Below are 16,255 nucleotides of genomic sequence, written 5' to 3' on the forward strand. Positions count from 1 at the left end.
GTCATTCCCTTGTGTTCGCGCAACCTTAGGCCGCGATGTGGCAGGAGGGAAGATGCAGACGGTCATGAGCGCGGCGGAGCTTTCCGTCTTCCTGGAGCGTGAGTTTCCCCAGGTCCGGGGCGACTTCGCCATCGACCGCCTGACCGAGGACGGCATCGTCATGCGCCTCATGGTGGCCGACCGGCACCTGCGGCCGGGGGGCACCGTGTCGGGTCCGAACATGTTCGCGCTGGCCGATGTGGCGGTCTACCTCGCCATTCTTGCCCGCATCGGACCCGTGGCGCTGGCGGTGACCACGAGCGGCGGCATCGACTTCCTGCGCAAGCCCGAGGCGGGGCGCGATCTGATCGGAGAGGCGCGTCTGCTGAAGCTGGGGCGGGTCCTCGCCGTGGGTGAGGTGCTGATCCGTTCCGAGGGGCGGCCGGAGCCTGTCGCGCGGGCGAACATGACCTATTCGATCCCGCCGAAGCGCTAGTCCCGCAGAAAACCGTCGCCACCACAGGCTGAGCAGCGGGTCGTGCGGGATCCGTAACAGCCGCTACAGCGTTCGAACCTTGGTTTTCCGTGCCCGTCCGTTCCGACCATGATCTGACCGTTTCCGTTACAGATCTGGCAGGGCGCGCGACCCGAACCATGGCAGCGGTGGCACCGGCGCTTGATGGGTGGCGTGGGGTCGTTGTGCGAGGGTGGGGTCATGCCAATTTCCGAGGGTTTGATCTTGGTGAGCGCCAGCCAGCACAGGAGACCACAGGAGGTTAATCCTGTCATCCGTCAATCCACGCAGGGTCACGAAAGCCCGCAAGCGTTGCAGATCGGCGTAAAATGTGAGGTATTTAGATACCTATTTTTTAACGCATTGAATTCGCTAGGAAAATGCAAGATGAATGCGCTTGACCTGCCGTCATGGATCGGGGAAAAGCCCGCATCCGAATTTCGGGTGGTCTTCGGGCCGCCCAAGATCCCGAACTCGAAGGGCTGACAATGAAGACCTATACCGCAAAACCGGCGGAGATCGAGAAGAAGTGGATCCTGATCGACGCCGAGGGCGTCGTTCTGGGCCGCCTTGCCGTGATCGTCGCCAACCGCCTGCGTGGCAAGCACAAAGCCACTTTCACGCCGCACATGGACATGGGCGACAACGTGATCGTCGTCAACGCCGACAAGGTGCAGATGACTGGCAACAAGCGTGCCGACAAGCGCTACTACTGGCACACCGGCCACCCGGGCGGGATCAAGTTCCGCACCGCCGAGCAGGTGCTGGACGGCGCCCACCCCGAGCGCGTTGTGATCAAGGCCGTCGAGCGCATGATCTCGCGCAACCGTCTTGGCCGTCAGCAGATGTCGAACCTGCGCGTCTACGCCGGTGCCGCCCATCCGCATGAAGCCCAAGCCCCTGAAGTTCTCGACGTCAAGTCGATGAGCCCGAAGAATACCCGGAGCGCGTAAGATGGCCGACGAAATCAAATCCCTCGACGACCTGAAGTCCGCCGTCGCAGGCAAGCCGGCCGCAGCTGCTGCCGAAGAAGCCCCCCGCACCCCGGTGCGTGACTCCCTCGGCCGTTCCTACGCGACCGGCAAGCGGAAGGACGCGGTCGCCCGCGTCTGGATCAAGCCGGGCTCCGGCAAGGTCACCGTCAACGGCAAGGAAATGGGCGTCTACTTCGCCCGTCCGGTGCTCCAGATGATCCTGAAGCAGCCGTTCCAGATCGCCAATGTCGAAGGCCAGTTCGACGTGATGGCCACCGTTGTCGGCGGCGGTCTGTCGGGTCAGGCCGGTGCTGTCAAGCACGGCATCTCGAAGGCGCTGCAGCTTTACGAACCCTCGCTGCGCGGCGCGCTGAAGGCCGCCGGCTTCCTGACCCGCGACTCGCGCGTGGTCGAACGGAAGAAATACGGCAAGGCGAAAGCCCGCCGCTCCTTCCAGTTCTCGAAGCGCTAAGGCTTTCGGGTTCATCACGAAATGCGAACGGCCGCGGAGTTCCGCGGCCGTTTTGCTTTTTGGGGCCTTGGTGGCGCGGGTGTCAGGCCAGCGCCTCCTCCATTGCGTCCAGGAAGCGGCCCACCTCCTCGGGGCTGTTGTAGTGGCAGATGGAGGCGCGCACGCAGGATGCAATGCCGAGCGGCGCGAGGATGTTGCCGCAATAGTGGTCGTTCAGGCGGATATGGGTGCGGATGCCGCGTGCGTTCAGGTGGGCCACCAGATCGGCGGCGGGCATGGTGGCCAGCGTGAAGCTCACGACGCCCTCGCGCCCCTCACCCGCGCCGCCGATCAGCGTGATGCCGGGCATGTCGGCCAGGCCGCGCCGGTTGCCGATACCGTTCAGGATCGCCCCCATCAGCGCGGCCTCGTGGGCGTGGATCGCCGCGGCGGCGGCAACGATCCGCGCGCGGGGGTTGTCGCCGCCGCCCGTCACGCCGCCCAGCCAGTCGAAATAGGCCACCACATCGGAGAATGTCGCATAGGCGCCGGCGTCCCGCGTGCCCTGTTCCCAGTTGCGGGGCGAGCCGCCGATCACCGTTTCCTTGGTGAAGCCGGTCAACCGCTCCGACGCCCAGCCCAGCCCGTAGCCGTGGCGGGAGAAGACCTTGTAGGGGGAGACCGCATAGCCGTCGATGCCGTAGGCCGCGATTTCGATATGGCCGTGGCTGGCGTGCTGGATGCCGTCGACGAGGATCAGGCAGCCGGGGGCGGCCGCGCGGATCATCGCGGCGATGCGCGCTACATCCACCGCCATCCCGGTCACGGGAGAGGTCTGGACGATGGTCGCAACCCGCAGGTCGGGCGTGATGTGTTTGGCATAGGCGTCAGCCGTCACGGTTCCCGTTGCGTCGTCATGGGCGACCAGCACATGCGGGCGCCCGGTGACTTCGGCCCAGCGGGCCATGGCGCTGCGCGAGGCGGGATGCTCAAGCGTCGAGCCCAGCATGACGCCGCCCGGCTCCGCGCCAAGCGCGGCGGTGCGGACGAGGCGGAACAGGACCTCCGTCCCGCTTTCGCCGACGAAGACCTCGCCGCCAGGGGCGTTCAGGAAGACCCGCGCGTCCGCCTTGCCCTTCGCGATCGCCGCCATCAGCGCGCGGGAGGCCGGATTGTCGCGCCCCTGGTTGTCCGGATAGCCCGCGTAGGCCGCCGAGGTCTCGATCACGGATTTCAGCCGCAGCGCCCCGCCGGCGTTCTCGAAGAAGACGCGCGGGCCTTCAAAGGGGCAGGCTTCCACATGTGCGAAGCGGGCGCGAATGTCATCGAGATGGGGCAGAAGCGGGCTTTTCATCGGGGGATCTCCGGGCGGGGCGAGTCGTTCAGCGAGTGCGCGGGTGGATAACAGGGGGCGGGAACGGCAAGGTCAAGCGCGCCCCGGAAGACGCTGCGGAAAATCCTTGCAGAAATCCTGCCGGGGCCGCTTGACGGGGGGGCGCGGGATGCATATTACGCATCCCACGCTCGGGCGGCGATCCGGGCGGGTGGACACGCGGTTGTAGCTCAGTCGGTTAGAGTACCGGCCTGTCACGCCGGGGGTCGCGGGTTCGAGCCCCGTCAACCGCGCCACCACCCGGATCGCCCGAGAGCTGACCAGCGCGGTTGTAGCTCAGTCGGTTAGAGTACCGGCCTGTCACGCCGGGGGTCGCGGGTTCGAGCCCCGTCAACCGCGCCACTTTTTCCAGATCGTCACGCCAGTCGACAAGGCCGCGCTGTTTGGTCTCAGCGCACGGTCGCGCGTGATCGGCCAAGATGCGCGGGAACCGCAGGGGGCGCGACATGGAATTCCTCGACAAGATCCCGTTGACCATCGTGGTGCTGGCGGCGCTGACGCTGGGGCTCGCACCGTTCGTTCCGGAGCCGCACATCTGGGAAAAGCTGAAGATGCTTGCCGCCGGCGTGCTGACACGGCCGATCGACATCTTCGACCTAGCCCTGCACGCCGCGCCCTGGCTCGTCCTGGCGGCAAAGCTGTTCCGAATGCTGGTCGCGCGCGCCTAGGGCGCAAGCGCGGCGCGGTAGCGGATATGGCCGTCGGGCGCCGCGAAGGCGTCGTAGAGCTTCCGTGCCGCGGCGTTGGTCTCCTCCGTCATCCAGTAGATTCGGGCGCAGCCGCGCGCCTTGCCGATCGCCACAAGGTCCGCGATCAGCGCGCGCCCGACACCATGGCCCCGTGCGGCGGGCGTGACGAAAAGATCCTCCAGGTAAAGGTCCGGCGTGGCGACCCAGCTGGAATCATGTGTCTGCCAGAGGGAGAATCCGACCGGCACGCCATCGACCTCTGCCAGCCTGAGCGACATGGGATGGCCGGGGTCCAAGATGCGCGCCCAGGTGCGGTCATTGACCGCCTCGGGCAGGGCCTTGTCGTAAAAGGCCAGGAACTCTGCCCAGAGCGCGCGCCAGGCCGTTTCGTCCCGCGACTCCGCGTCGCGGATGGTCAGTTCCGCCCCCGCCATCATCCGGCGATCCGGTCGAGGATTCGCGCCCAGCTGCGAATGCCATGGTGGAAGCTTTCCAGGTCGTATTTCTCGTTCGGGGAATGGATCTGGTCATCGTCCTTGCCGAAGCCGATCAGCATCGCGTCCATGCCGAGGATTGACTTGAAGAAGCCCGCGATCGGAATCGATCCGCCGCAGCCGATGAAGGCCGCCGGGCTGCCCCATTCCTCGCTCAGCGCGTGGCGGGCGGCCTCGAAGGCGGGGTTGTCGATCTCCATGACCGAGGCGGGGGAGCCGTCCGGCTCGCTCCAGACCAGTTCGCAATCCTCGGGAAGCTGGTCCTCAATCCAGCCCCTGAAGGCCTGCAGGATCTTGTCCGGGTCCTGACGTGACACCAGCCGGAAGGAGACCTTGGCATGGGCTTCGGCGGGAAGAACCGTCTTGAAGCCCGCGCCGGTGTAGCCGCCCCAGACGCCGTTCACCTCCGCGGTGGGACGCGACCAGATCATCTCAAGCGGAGTGCGCCCGGTTTCGCCCGCCGGGACCGACAAGCCGACATCGCCCAGATAGGCACTGTGATCGAAGGCCAGAGATTGCCACTGGGCGCGGATCGCCTCGGGCAATTCGTCCACGTCGTCGTAGAAGCCGGGCACCTGGACGCGGCCCTGGTCATCGTGAAGCTGGCCGAGGATGCGGGACAGGACGTGGATCGGGTTGCGTGCCAGACCGCCATACATGCCCGAATGCAGGTCACGGCCGGCGGCGCGGACGGTGAACTCCACCCGCGCGAGGCCGCGCAGCATGGTCGTGATCGCGGGCCGGGCGGAGTCGAAAAGCCCGGTGTCGCAGATCAGCGCCAGGTCCGCCGCAAGCTCGGCGCTGTTATCCGTCATGAAGGGCACGAGCGAAGGGGAGCCCGATTCCTCCTCCCCCTCAAGGAAGATCGTCAGGCGGCAGGGCAGGGCGCCGTGAACGGCCTTCCAGGCACGGCAGGCCTCCAGGAAGGTCATGAGCTGACCCTTGTCGTCCGACGATCCGCGCCCACGGATGACCTTGCCCTTGGCCGTTTCCTCGATCGCCGGGTCGAAGGGATCGCGATGCCAAAGCGTCAGCGGATCGACCGGCTGCACATCGTAGTGGCCGTAGAAAAGCAGGTGCGGGCCGCCTTCGCCACCATGCGCCACGACCATGGGGTGGCCGGGCGTGGGGCGCGACGAGGCCTCGAACCCCAGCGATCTCAGATCCTCGACCAGCCAGTCGGCGGCCGCTGCGCAATCGCCGCGATAGGCCGGATCGGTGGAGATCGAGGGGATTCGCAGCAGCCCGAACAGGCGGTCCAGCGCCTCGGGCAGGGTATCGTCGATCCGGGACAGGACGGCCTCAAGGCTCATGGTCGGCTCCTCGTGAACAGCGGCGCGGGCAGCCTAGCAGGCGCGCGCGCGGTGTCCAGCGTCCACCGGACGTTGCAGAAAAACCCTAAAAACGCCGAGCGCGGCAAATTGTACACTCGCATTGGGCGGTTTTGACTCTTATCAAGGCCGCATCTGGGCGATAGCCTACAAAGAGCCGGAATACTGAAGCTGCGCGAGGATACGGACATGGATTTCAATGCAACGCTCGACGCGGCGCTGAAACGGCTTCATGACGAAGGCCGCTACCGGACCTTCATCGATATCGAGCGGCGCCGGGGCCATTTTCCCAAGGCACTTTGGAACCGTCCGGACGGAACGCAATCGGAAATCACCGTGTGGTGCGGCAACGACTACCTCGGCATGGGGCAGAACCCGGTCGTGCTGAATGCGATGCACGAAGCGATCGACGCCACCGGCGCGGGGTCGGGGGGCACCCGCAACATTTCCGGCACGACGGTCTATCACAAGCGGCTTGAGGCCGAGATCGCGGACCTGCACCAAAAGGAAGCGGCGCTGCTCTTCACCTCGGCCTATATCGCCAACGACGCGACGCTTTCGACGCTGCCCAAGCTCTTCCCCGGCCTGATCATCTATTCGGACGAGTTGAACCACGCCTCGATGATCGAGGGGATCAAGCGCAACGGCGGCGCCAAGCGGATCTTCAAGCACAACGATCTGGCCGACCTGCGCGCGAAGCTGGAGGCCGACGATCCCGAGGCCCCGAAACTGATCGCCTTCGAATCCGTATATTCCATGGACGGCGACATCAGCCCGATGGAGGCGATCTGCGACATCGCCCAGGAATTCGGCGCGCTGACCTATCTGGACGAGGTCCACGCGGTCGGCATGTACGGCCCGCGCGGCGCGGGCGTGGCTGAAAAGCTGGGCCTGATGGGGCGTATCGACATCATCAACGCGACGCTTGCCAAGGCCTATGGCGTGATGGGCGGCTACATCGCCGCCTCGGCCCGGATGGTCGATGCGATCCGGTCTTATGCGCCGGGGTTCATCTTCACCACCTCGGTGCCGCCGGCGGTCGCGGCGGGGGCGGCGGCCTCGGTCCACTATCTGAAGTCCGCGCAGGACCTGCGTGACAAGCAGCAGGAAAACGCCCGCATCCTAAAGACGCGGCTGAAGGCCCTCGGTCTGCCGATCATCGATCATGGCACCCATATCGTGCCCGTCCATGTCGGCGATCCGGTGCACTGCAAGAAGATCTCCGACATGCTGCTTGAGCATTACGGGATCTACGTCCAGCCCATCAACTTCCCGACGGTGCCGCGCGGGACCGAGCGGCTGCGTTTCACGCCTTCGCCGGTCCACTCGCCCGAGGATATCGACCGCTTGGTGAAGGCGATGGACGCGCTCTGGTCGCATTGCGCGCTTAACCGCCAAGAACTGAGCGCCTGACGGCTGGGCGGTCGCATTCCGCCTTGCTCTGTGCTATGAAATCCTGAATACGGCTGAACGCTATGACCCGAATCGTCGGGCATGTTGGGGACAAGGACCAGGGGCAGGGGCATGATCGGGCGGAGGGTTCATCCTTCGACGCAGGAAGCGGACAAACCTAAAGGGTTTGACGACTACGATCTGCGCCTCGGCGATGTCATGCGCGGCGAACGCGCGACCTTGGCCAAATCCCTTCTGGATGTGCAGCGTGAGTTGAAGATCAAGGCGAGCTACATCGCCGCGATCGAAAACGCCGATGCTTCTGCCTTCGAAACGCCCGGCTTCGTGGCCGGCTATGTGCGGTCCTACGCGCGCTATCTCGGGCTAGACCCCGAATGGGCCTACGCCCGGTTCTGCGTCGAGGCGAAGTTCGCCGTTCATCACGGCATGTCGCCCGCCGCATCCGGCCCCAAGCCCCGGCCGCAACGCGCGCCGCGTGAAGGCTCCGACGCGCTGGCCGCGCCGTCGGTTCCGTTTTCGCCGCGCGGCGAGGCGATCCTGTCCAACATCCAACCTGGTGCGCTCGGCTCCATCACCGTGCTGCTCGCGCTGATCGCGGGGATCGGCTACGGCGGCTGGTCGCTTTTGCAGGAAGTGCAGCGGGTGCAGTTGGCGCCGGTCGAACAGGCCCCCGGCATCGTTGCGGAACTTGATCCTCTGGCCACCGCAGGGGCCGCGCGTTCGGGCCAGTCGATGGCCCAGACGCTTGATATCGCAGGGCTTCCGGGCAGTGACGGGCCGACCTCGCCTGAAATCTATGACCGGCTTTACCGGCCCGAGGCGCTGGACGTGCCCGTTCTGGTGGCGCGCGACGGCCCGATCGCGGCCATAGACCCGCGCACCGAAGGGGCGCTGGCCGAGGCGGCAACCGGTGTCGACCTGATGCCGGGCGCAGGTGTTCCCACGCTTGGCGAAACGCCGGTGCAAGTCGTCGCCGACGCCGCGCCGGGGGTAGAGATCCTGGCGGTTCGTCCCTCCTGGGTGCGGGTTTCGGCTGCGGACGGCACTGTGCTGTTCGAAAAGATCCTCGACGCCGGCGAACGCTATTCCGTCCCGCAGATGGACGTCGCGCCGCTGCTTCGCGCGGGCAACTCCGGCTCGGTCTATTTCGCCGTTGCGGGGCAGACCTACGGTCCCGCCGCCGCCGGCGCCCAGGTTGTGAAGAACGTGGCCCTGACGCCCGAGGCGCTGACCGAGGTCTATGCCGTCGCGGACCTTGAGCAGGACGCGGATCTTGCGCATTTTGTCGCCGTCGCCTCGGCGGTCGTGTTGGAAGCAGGCGCCTCGGGCGAGTAGCCCGATTGCCCTTGGCCGTCCAAGTCACTATCTAGGCGCTGACCCTGACGGGAAACGAGGCCGCCTATGTCTTCCGACCATCTGAACCACGTCCGCCCCTGGCGCAACATTTACCGCCGGAAGTCGCGCCAGATCATGGTCGGCAAGGTCGCGGTCGGCGGCGATGCCCCGATCTCGGTCCAGACGATGACCAACACCATCACCTCGGACGTGAAGGCGACGGTGGAACAGGTTCAGCGCGCCGCCGTGGCAGGGGCCGACATCGTCCGCGTCTCTACGCCCGACCAGGCCTCGACCCGCGCGCTGCGCGAGATCGTGGCCGAAAGCCCGGTGCCCATCGTCGCCGACATCCACTTCCACTACCGCCGCGCGATCGAGGCGGCCGAGGCAGGCGCGGCCTGCCTGCGCATCAACCCCGGCAACATCGGCTCGCCCGAGCGGGTGCGGGAGGTCGTGAAGGCCGCCCGCGATCACGGATGTTCGATCCGTATCGGGGTGAACGCCGGCTCGCTTGAACGGCACCTGCTGGAAAAATACGGGGAGCCTTGCCCCGAGGCGATGGTCGAAAGCGGCCTCGACCATATCAAGCTTTTGCAGGACAACGATTTTCACGAATTCAAGATTAGCGTGAAGGCCTCTGACGTGTTCCTGGCGGCTGCGGCCTACCAGCAACTGGCCGAGGCGACGGACGCCCCCATCCACCTGGGCATCACCGAGGCGGGCGGGCTCATGTCCGGTACCGTGAAGTCCGCCATCGGGCTTGGGAACCTTCTGTGGATGGGGATCGGCGACACGATCCGCGTCTCGCTTTCCGCCGACCCGGTCGAGGAGGTGAAGGTCGGATTTGAGATCCTGAAGTCGCTGGGCCTGCGTCATCGCGGCGTCACGATCATCTCTTGCCCGTCCTGCGCGCGGCAGGGATTCGACGTGATCAAGACCGTCTCGGCGCTGGAGGAGCGGCTGGCCCATGTCACGACCTCGATGAGCCTGTCGATCATCGGGTGCGTGGTTAACGGACCGGGCGAGGCGCTGATGACCGATATCGGCTTCACCGGCGGTGGCGCGGGGTCTGGCATGGTCTATCTTGCGGGCAAGCAAAGCCACAAGCTGTCGAACGCGCAGATGATCGACCACATCGTCGAACTGGTCGAAACGCGCGCGGCCGAGCTTGAGGCCGCGAAGGCCGCGGCCGAGTAGCCCATTTTTCTGTGCCCTGCGCTGCGGGGCCGTTGACGCCCAGCAGGCCACCGGATAGCTGAACGCCATGGCACGCGCACCTTTGCTTCAGCTCTCCGGCATCTCGCTGACCTTCGGCGGCAATCCTGTTTTCGACGGGCTTGACCTTGTCGTCCAGCCGGGCGACCGCGTCGCGCTTGTCGGGCGCAACGGGTCGGGCAAATCGACCCTCATGAAAGTCATGGCGGGGCTGGTGGAGCCCGACCAGGGTGCCCGCACCGTGCCCCCCGGCGTGACCGTCGGCTATATGGAGCAGGAGCCCGATCTGTCGGCTTTCGCCACGCTCGGCGAGTTCGCCGCTTCCGGCCTGCCCGAGGGCGAGGGATACCGCGTGTCGGTCGTGGCCGAAGGCTTGCGTTTCGACCCGGAAACCCCGGTTGCGGCGGCCTCCGGCGGCGAACGGCGGCGTGCGGCGCTGGCGAAGCTGCTGGCGGAGGCGCCGGAACTGATGCTTCTGGACGAGCCGACCAACCACCTCGACATTCAGGCGATCCGCTGGCTGGAAGACCAGTTGCGCGACACCCGCACGGCCTATGTCATCATCAGCCACGACCGCGCCTTCCTGCGGGCCTTGACCAAGGCGACGCTCTGGATCGACCGCGGTGCGGTGCGGCGGAACGAACGGGGGTTCGAGGCCTTCGAGGACTGGCGCGAAACCGTCTGGGCCGAAGAGGACAGCGCCCGCCACAAGCTTGAGCGCAAGATCAAGGCCGAGGCGCGTTGGGCGGTCGAGGGGATCTCTGCCCGCCGGCGGCGCAACCAGGGGCGGCTGCGCGCCCTTCAGGCGATGCGGGCCGAACGTGCGGCGATGATCCGTCGCCAGGGGACCGCCGACATGGCGCTGGAAACGGGTCAGGTCTCCGGTCGTTTGGTGATTGAAGCCAAAGGAATATCAAAGCGTTACGACGACAAATTGATCTTGCGCCCCTTCGACCTGACGGTCTTGCGCGGCGACCGGGTCGCTTTCGTCGGACCGAACGGCGTCGGGAAGACCACGCTTCTCAAGATGCTGACCGGAGAGGTCGCGCCCGATAGCGGTACGATCCGCCACGGCACGAACCTGGAGATCGCGGTTTTCGACCAGGCGCGCGCGGCGCTCGATTTCTCCATGTCGCTCTGGGATGGGCTGGTGAACGATCCGGACATGGCGGTCTCGGGCCGCTCGGACCAGGTGATGGTGCGCGGCGCGCCCAAGCATGTCGTGGCCTACCTCAAGGATTTCCTCTTCGACGAGGCGCAGGCGCGGGCACCGATCGGGTCGCTGTCCGGGGGGGAACGCGCGCGGCTCTTGTTGGCGCGGATCATGGCCAAGCCCTCGAACGTCCTCGTGCTCGACGAACCGACGAACGACCTGGACGTGGAGACGCTGGACCTGCTTCAGGACATCCTGGGCGAATACGACGGAACGGTTCTGCTGGTCAGCCACGACCGGGATTTCATCGACCGGGTCGCCACGACGACAGTGGCGATGGAGGGCGACGGTCGCGCCGTCGTCTATGCGGGGGGATGGAGCGACTATCAGGTGCAGCGGGGCGAGGCCGCGCCCGGGCCCGTGGCAACTAAGTCTGCGCCAAAACCCCTGGCGACACCGGAGGAGAAGGTTAGAAAGCCCGCCCAAGGTCTTACCTTCACAGAGAAACATCGCCTGGAAGCCCTACCAGGCGTCATCGAGAAGCTTGAGGCCGAGATTGCCAAGCTGACGGATTTCCTGTCCGACCCCGACCTGTTCCAGAAGTCGCCGGAGAAGTTCCGCAAGGCCTCTGACGGGCTGGCCGAACGGCAGGCGGCGCTCTCTGCCGCCGAAGAGGAATGGCTGACGCTGGAAGAGAAGGCGAGCGCCTGAGCCGCACGAAGGTGCCGGTGAATGGCCTTCACCTCGGCCTCGCGGCCGTCTCGGGTTGTCCGCGTGACCTGCCTCGTGGGGGCTAGCGCACTAGGCTCGGGCTGGCATCCCGGTGCCGAAATCTCTTAGGTTTGAGCCAAACCAGCAAGGAGGGGCCGCATGACCGGACCGCTGACGGGGCTCAGGATCGTGGAGTTCGCGGGGCTGGGGCCCACGCCCTTTGCCGCGATGACGCTGGCCGACATGGGGGCGGAGGTCGTGAGGCTCCAGCGGCCCGGCACCCGCCACATCTTCGGTCTCGGGTATGAGGTTCTGGACCGGGGGCGGGGGTTCCTCGCGCTGGATTTGAAAGACGCGGGCGACCGCGCGGTGGCGCGGCGGCTGATCGGCAAGGCCGACGGGCTGATCGAGGGGATGCGCCCCGGTGTGACAGAACGCCTTGGCCTCGGGCCCGATGATTTCCCGGAGAACCCGCGCCTCGTCTACGGGCGGATGACCGGCTGGGGGCAGTCGGGGCCGCTGGCGCTGACGGCCGGACACGACATCAATTACATCGCCCTGACCGGCGCGCTACACGCGATCGGGACTCAGGACCGCCCCGTGCCGCCCCTGAACCTTCTGGGCGATTTCGGCGGGGGCGGCATTTACCTGGCTTTCGGCATGGTCTGCGCGATGCTGGAGGCACAGCGTTCGGGCCGGGGGCAGGTTGTGGACGCGGCCATCACCGACGGGGTCGCACATCTGACGGCGATGATCCGCACGATGGTCGCGGGCGGGGCCTGGGTCGACCGCCGGGAGGCGAACCTGCTGGACGGCGGGGCGCCCTACTACGGCACCTACCGCTGCAAATGCGGGGGCTTCGTGGCATTGGGGGCGATCGAGGAGAAGTTCTGGCTGGCCTTTCTGGGCTGCGCCGGGTTGGACCCTGCGGCGCTGCCCGACCGCCATGACCCCACGAACTGGCCTGCCCTGCGGGGCACGCTCGCGGCGCGTTTCCTGACCCGGACGCGTGACGAATGGGCTACCTTGGCCGAGGCGACGGATGCCTGCCTGACGCCGGTCCTGACGCTGGAGGAGGCGCCTGCCCACCCCCACAACGTCGCCCGTGGGGCCTTTGTCGCGCAGGAGGGCGTGACCCAGCCCGCGCCCGCGCCGCGCCTGTCGCGCACGCCCGGCGCTGTCGCGCCGGGGTCCCAGAGCGTGCCGCTTGATCCAGCCGAGCTACTGTCGCGCTGGGGCGCTTAGGCGATCAGCCCCGGCGCCGCCTGCGTCCGCCGTCCGCCCCGCCGCCAGAGCCGCCGGTGTTGAAGCTGACGTCGGGAAGGCTGACGACCTTCGAAAGCTCCGGGAAGCCGTCGGTCGCGTGCGGGATCGCGTTCGCGGCGACGAAATGTTCCTGGAAGCGCGGCTCGATGGCGGTCTCGACCTTGTGGATGCGCTTGACCTCGGCCTCGATCGCCGCGCGTGCGCCGATGTTGGACAGCGCGATGCGCGCGCCGGTCCCGGCAGCGTTCCCGGCTGAGGTCACCTTGTCCAGCGGCACGTCCGGGATCATGCCCAGAACCATCGCGTGCTTGGGGCTGATATGGGCGCCGAAAGCCCCCGCGAGAACGACGCGGTCCACCTTGTCGATCTGCAGCTCGTCCATCAGCAGCCGCGCACCCGCATAGAGCGCGGATTTCGCGAGCTGGATCGCGCGGATGTCGCCCTGCGTCACGCTGATCAGCGGGCCGCCATTGGCGGTGCCGTCATGAAGGAGATAGGCGTTGGTGCGGCCCGTGGGAATGCAGCGCGGGGTGCCGGTCTGTTCGGCCGAGCCGATCAGCCCGCCGGCGTCCAGTAGGCCCGCCATGCGCATCTCCGCCACGACCTCGATGATGCCGGAGCCGCAGATGCCGGTGATCCCGGTGGCGGCCGTCGCGGCGGCAAAGGCCGGATCGTCGGACCAGAGGTCGCTGCCGATGACGCGGAAGCGGGGCTCCTTCGTCACCGGGTCGATTTCCACCCGCTCGATGGCGCCGGGGGCGGCGCGCTGGCCGGCGCTGATCTGCGCGCCCTCGAAGGCCGGACCGGTGGGCGAGGAGCAGGCCAGGACCCGGTCCTTGTTGCCGCAAAGGATCTCGGCATTGGTGCCCACGTCGACGATCAGGACCATGTCCTCGGACTTGTCGGGCTCTTCGGAAAGCGCGACGGCGGCGCAGTCCGCGCCCACGTGGCCCGCGATGCAGGGCAGGATGTAGACGCGCGCATGATCATGGAGCGCGCCCAGTTCAAGATCGCTGGCCGGCAGCGACAGGCTTTCGGAGGTGGCCAGCGCAAAGGGGGCCTGGCCGAGTTCGACAGGGTCGATGCCCAGAAGCAGGTGGTGCATCACCGGGTTGCAGACAAAGACAGCCTCGACGATCTGGCGCGGGTCGATGTTCGCCTCGGTCGAGATGGCCTGGGCGAGGCCGTTGAGCGCATGACGCACGGCCGAGGTCATTTCCTTGTCGCCGCCGGGGTTCATCATCGCGTAGCTGACCCGGCTCATCAGATCCTCGCCGAAGCGGATCTGCGGGTTCATGAGACCGGAAGAAGCCAGCACGTTGCCGTTGCGCAGGTCGACAAGGTGGGCCGCGATGGTGGTGGAGCCGAGGTCGATGGCCAGGCCGTAAAGCCGCCCCTCCCAGAAGCCGGGCCACAGGTCGATGATCCGGGGCTTGCCGCGATGATCCTTGTGGATGGCGACGGTTACCTTCCATTCGCCTTTGCGCAGGATCGGCTGCAGCCTGCCGAGAAGCACGGCGTCGGCCTCAAGCCCGTCGATCTGCCACTGCTGACGCAGCGCGTCGGAGAGCCGCTGGAAATCGCCCGAGGGTTCGTGCATGTCGGGTTCGGCAACCTCGACATAATAGGCGTGGGTGGCCGGATCCATGGTGATGTCGCGGGTCGTCGCGGACTTGCGGATCACCTGACGGTGCACCTGGCTTTCCGGCGGCACGTCGATGACGATATCGCCCATGACCTTGGCCTGGCAGCCGAGCCTGCGGCCCTCCTTCATGCCGCGGATGCGGTCATAGCGGGCCTCGACCTCATTCCATTCCGACAGCGCGTCCTGGCCGACGGTGACGCCATGCTTGGGGAACTCCCCATAGCCCGGCGTGATCTGGCACTTGGAACAGATGCCGCGCCCGCCGCAGACCGAATCGAGGTCGACGCCCAGCTGGCGTGCCGCCGTCAGCACGGGCGTACCCACGGGGAAACGCCCCCGCTTGCCAGAGGGCGTGAAGATGACGAGCGGCTCGTCGGTCATGGGGAAACTCCGGGTCTTCCTGATGCGCGGGGCTACCATAGGCGAGGATCGCCCGACGGCAAGGCCCGTTCGCGGCAGGTAAAGGTCAGGGCGCGTCAGCCCTGTCCGATTCCCGTGCTTGCAGCCAGCGCAGCACGGCCTCCCGGTCGCCATCCAGAACAGGGGCAGGCTGGCGCGCGGCGGGTTCGGCAAGGCCGGTGATCTTGACGGGGTTCCCGGCGGCGACAAAGGCGGGGCGCCCGTCCGTCGCTTCGACCGGCAGCACCATGTTGCGTGCGAGAACCTGCGGGTCGGCCAGCGCCTCGGCCATGGTCTGGACACGGCCGGTGGGCACGCCGTTGGCCTCAAGCGCCGCGATCCAGTGGGCGCGGGGTTCGGCCAGTGTGAGCGCCTCGATCATGCGTTTGAGAAGGTGGACGTTTTCGCAGCGCGCCGCGTTGCTGGCGAAGCGCGGGTCGTTGGCCAGATCGGGCTGGCCCAGGGCCGTGCAGAGCCGGGCGAAGATGGCGTCATTCCCGGCCGCAATGACAAAGAAGCCATCGCTGGCGCGGAAGGTCGAAAACGGGGTGATCGTGGGGTGGCGCGCGCCGGTGGGGCCCGGGGGTGTGCCGGTCGCGGTGGTGATGGCGAGCGAGTGTTCCTGGATCGCGATCTGGGCATCCAGCATCGAGATGTCGATCTTCGCGCCCCGTCCGCTGCGGTCGCGCGCGTAAAGCGCCGCCAGCACGCCCTGCACCAGGTACATCCCCGCCGCGATATCCCCGATCGAGGCGCCGACGCGAACGGGTGGGCCGCCTTCCTCTCCGGTGATCGACATAACGCCGCCGCGCGCCTGAACGACCATGTCGTAGGCGGGCTTGCCCGCCTCGGGTCCGGTATGGCCGAAGCCCGAGACCGCGCCGTAGACCAGCCGGGGAAAGCGCGCGGAAAGCTCGGCCCAGCCGTAGCCCAGCCCCTCCATCGTGCCGGGGCGGAAGTTTTCCAGGATCACGTCGGCCTGACCCAGAAGCCGATCGAACACCGCCCGGTCGCCCGCGGATTTCAGATCCAGCGCGATCGACTTCTTGCCGTGGTTCAGCGCCGCGAAATAGGCGCTTTCGCCTTCCTTGAAGGGCGGGAAGGCGCGGGTGTCGTCGCCAGTGCCGGGGCGTTCGACCTTGATCACGGTCGCGCCGAAATCTGCCAGCTGGATCGCGGCGACGGGGCCGGCCAGCACGTGGGTCAGGTCGATGACGACGATTCCGTCCAGCGGCGCGGACATGGGGGCCTCCGATTGCGGTCAAGGGACCCTAGACGGCGCGGGCGGCCCCG

The 16,255-nt window shown here is 67.0% G+C and carries 14 protein-coding genes and 2 tRNA genes; 11 read left to right on the top strand and 5 right to left on the bottom strand.

All coding sequences use genetic code 11. The features are described 5' to 3' along the window. The first annotated feature begins 52 nt into the window (after positions 1-52). From OE647_RS05580 to rpsI, 3 genes are all read left to right on the top strand, one after another. Positions 53-475: a PaaI family thioesterase gene (locus tag OE647_RS05580; RefSeq protein WP_263720702.1), complete on the top strand. Its 423-nt coding sequence runs from the start codon at positions 53-55 to the stop codon at positions 473-475. Positions 476-981: 506 nt separating this feature from the next. Next, positions 982-1,446, top strand: a complete 465-nt coding sequence (rplM, locus tag OE647_RS05585) for a 50S ribosomal protein L13 (RefSeq protein ID WP_263720703.1) — start codon at positions 982-984, stop codon at positions 1,444-1,446. Position 1,447: 1 nt separating this feature from the next. Next, the gene (gene rpsI, locus OE647_RS05590) at positions 1,448-1,939 is read left to right on the top strand and encodes a 30S ribosomal protein S9 (RefSeq protein WP_263720704.1); all 492 of its coding nucleotides are present in this window, start codon (positions 1,448-1,450) and stop codon (positions 1,937-1,939) included. Between the two features lie 82 nt (positions 1,940-2,021). Here rpsI and OE647_RS05595 read toward each other — a convergent pair whose 3' ends face one another. After that, entirely contained in the window at positions 2,022-3,272 is a 1,251-nt protein-coding gene (locus OE647_RS05595) for an aminotransferase class V-fold PLP-dependent enzyme (RefSeq protein WP_263720705.1), read from the bottom strand. 198 nt (positions 3,273-3,470) lie between these two features. Between OE647_RS05595 and OE647_RS05600 the strand changes: the two genes are divergently transcribed. From OE647_RS05600 to OE647_RS05610, 3 genes are all read left to right on the top strand, one after another. Further along, positions 3,471-3,547, top strand: a tRNA-Asp gene (locus OE647_RS05600). 29 nt (positions 3,548-3,576) lie between these two features. Next, positions 3,577-3,653 (top strand) — tRNA-Asp (locus OE647_RS05605). Between the two features lie 104 nt (positions 3,654-3,757). Then, on the top strand, positions 3,758-3,979 hold the full coding sequence (locus OE647_RS05610; protein ID WP_263720706.1) for an RND transporter: 222 nt from the start codon (positions 3,758-3,760) through the stop codon (positions 3,977-3,979). Here the strand turns inward: OE647_RS05610 and OE647_RS05615 are convergent. Together OE647_RS05615 and OE647_RS05620 are read right to left on the bottom strand one after the other, a co-directional pair. Further along, positions 3,976-4,437 carry a GNAT family N-acetyltransferase gene (locus OE647_RS05615; RefSeq protein WP_263720707.1) on the bottom strand — a complete coding sequence of 154 codons (462 nt, stop codon included), beginning with the start codon at positions 4,435-4,437 and terminating at the stop codon, positions 3,976-3,978. The two genes, OE647_RS05610 and OE647_RS05615, sit on opposite strands and share 4 nt — an antisense overlap. Continuing rightward, positions 4,434-5,807 (bottom strand): M20/M25/M40 family metallo-hydrolase, encoded by a 1,374-nt coding sequence (locus OE647_RS05620; protein WP_263720708.1) that lies wholly within the window; start codon positions 5,805-5,807, stop codon positions 4,434-4,436. Before OE647_RS05620 ends, OE647_RS05615 begins: the two co-directional genes overlap by 4 nt. 207 nt (positions 5,808-6,014) lie before the next feature. On the opposite strand from OE647_RS05620, the gene hemA reads away from it, so the two are divergent. From hemA to OE647_RS05645, 5 genes are all read left to right on the top strand, one after another. Continuing rightward, the gene (gene hemA, locus OE647_RS05625; RefSeq protein WP_263720709.1) at positions 6,015-7,238 is read left to right on the top strand and encodes a 5-aminolevulinate synthase; all 1,224 of its coding nucleotides are present in this window, start codon (positions 6,015-6,017) and stop codon (positions 7,236-7,238) included. A 111-nt stretch (positions 7,239-7,349) separates the two neighbouring features. Beyond that, positions 7,350-8,573: a helix-turn-helix domain-containing protein gene (locus OE647_RS05630; protein WP_263720710.1), complete on the top strand. Its 1,224-nt coding sequence runs from the start codon at positions 7,350-7,352 to the stop codon at positions 8,571-8,573. Between the two features lie 66 nt (positions 8,574-8,639). Then, positions 8,640-9,770, top strand: a complete 1,131-nt coding sequence (gene ispG / locus OE647_RS05635; RefSeq protein ID WP_263720711.1) for a flavodoxin-dependent (E)-4-hydroxy-3-methylbut-2-enyl-diphosphate synthase — start codon at positions 8,640-8,642, stop codon at positions 9,768-9,770. A gap of 67 nt (positions 9,771-9,837) precedes the next feature. Beyond that, the gene (locus tag OE647_RS05640; RefSeq protein WP_263720713.1) at positions 9,838-11,652 is read left to right on the top strand and encodes an ABC-F family ATP-binding cassette domain-containing protein; all 1,815 of its coding nucleotides are present in this window, start codon (positions 9,838-9,840) and stop codon (positions 11,650-11,652) included. Between the two features lie 159 nt (positions 11,653-11,811). After that, a complete protein-coding gene (locus OE647_RS05645) occupies positions 11,812-12,897 on the top strand; it encodes a CaiB/BaiF CoA transferase family protein (RefSeq protein ID WP_263720714.1) in 1,086 nt (361 codons plus the stop codon). Positions 12,898-12,901: 4 nt separating this feature from the next. Here OE647_RS05645 and OE647_RS05650 read toward each other — a convergent pair whose 3' ends face one another. Together OE647_RS05650 and OE647_RS05655 are read right to left on the bottom strand one after the other, a co-directional pair. Then, positions 12,902-14,944 (bottom strand): ASKHA domain-containing protein, encoded by a 2,043-nt coding sequence (locus tag OE647_RS05650; RefSeq protein ID WP_263720715.1) that lies wholly within the window; start codon positions 14,942-14,944, stop codon positions 12,902-12,904. Positions 14,945-15,029: 85 nt separating this feature from the next. Then, positions 15,030-16,205, bottom strand: coding sequence for a CaiB/BaiF CoA transferase family protein (locus tag OE647_RS05655; RefSeq protein ID WP_263720716.1), 1,176 nt, complete (start codon positions 16,203-16,205; stop codon positions 15,030-15,032). Between the last annotated feature and the right edge of the window lie 50 nt (positions 16,206-16,255).

The organism is Albidovulum sediminicola (assembly GCF_025751575.1).
Lineage (GTDB): Bacteria > Pseudomonadota > Alphaproteobacteria > Rhodobacterales > Rhodobacteraceae > Albidovulum > Albidovulum sediminicola.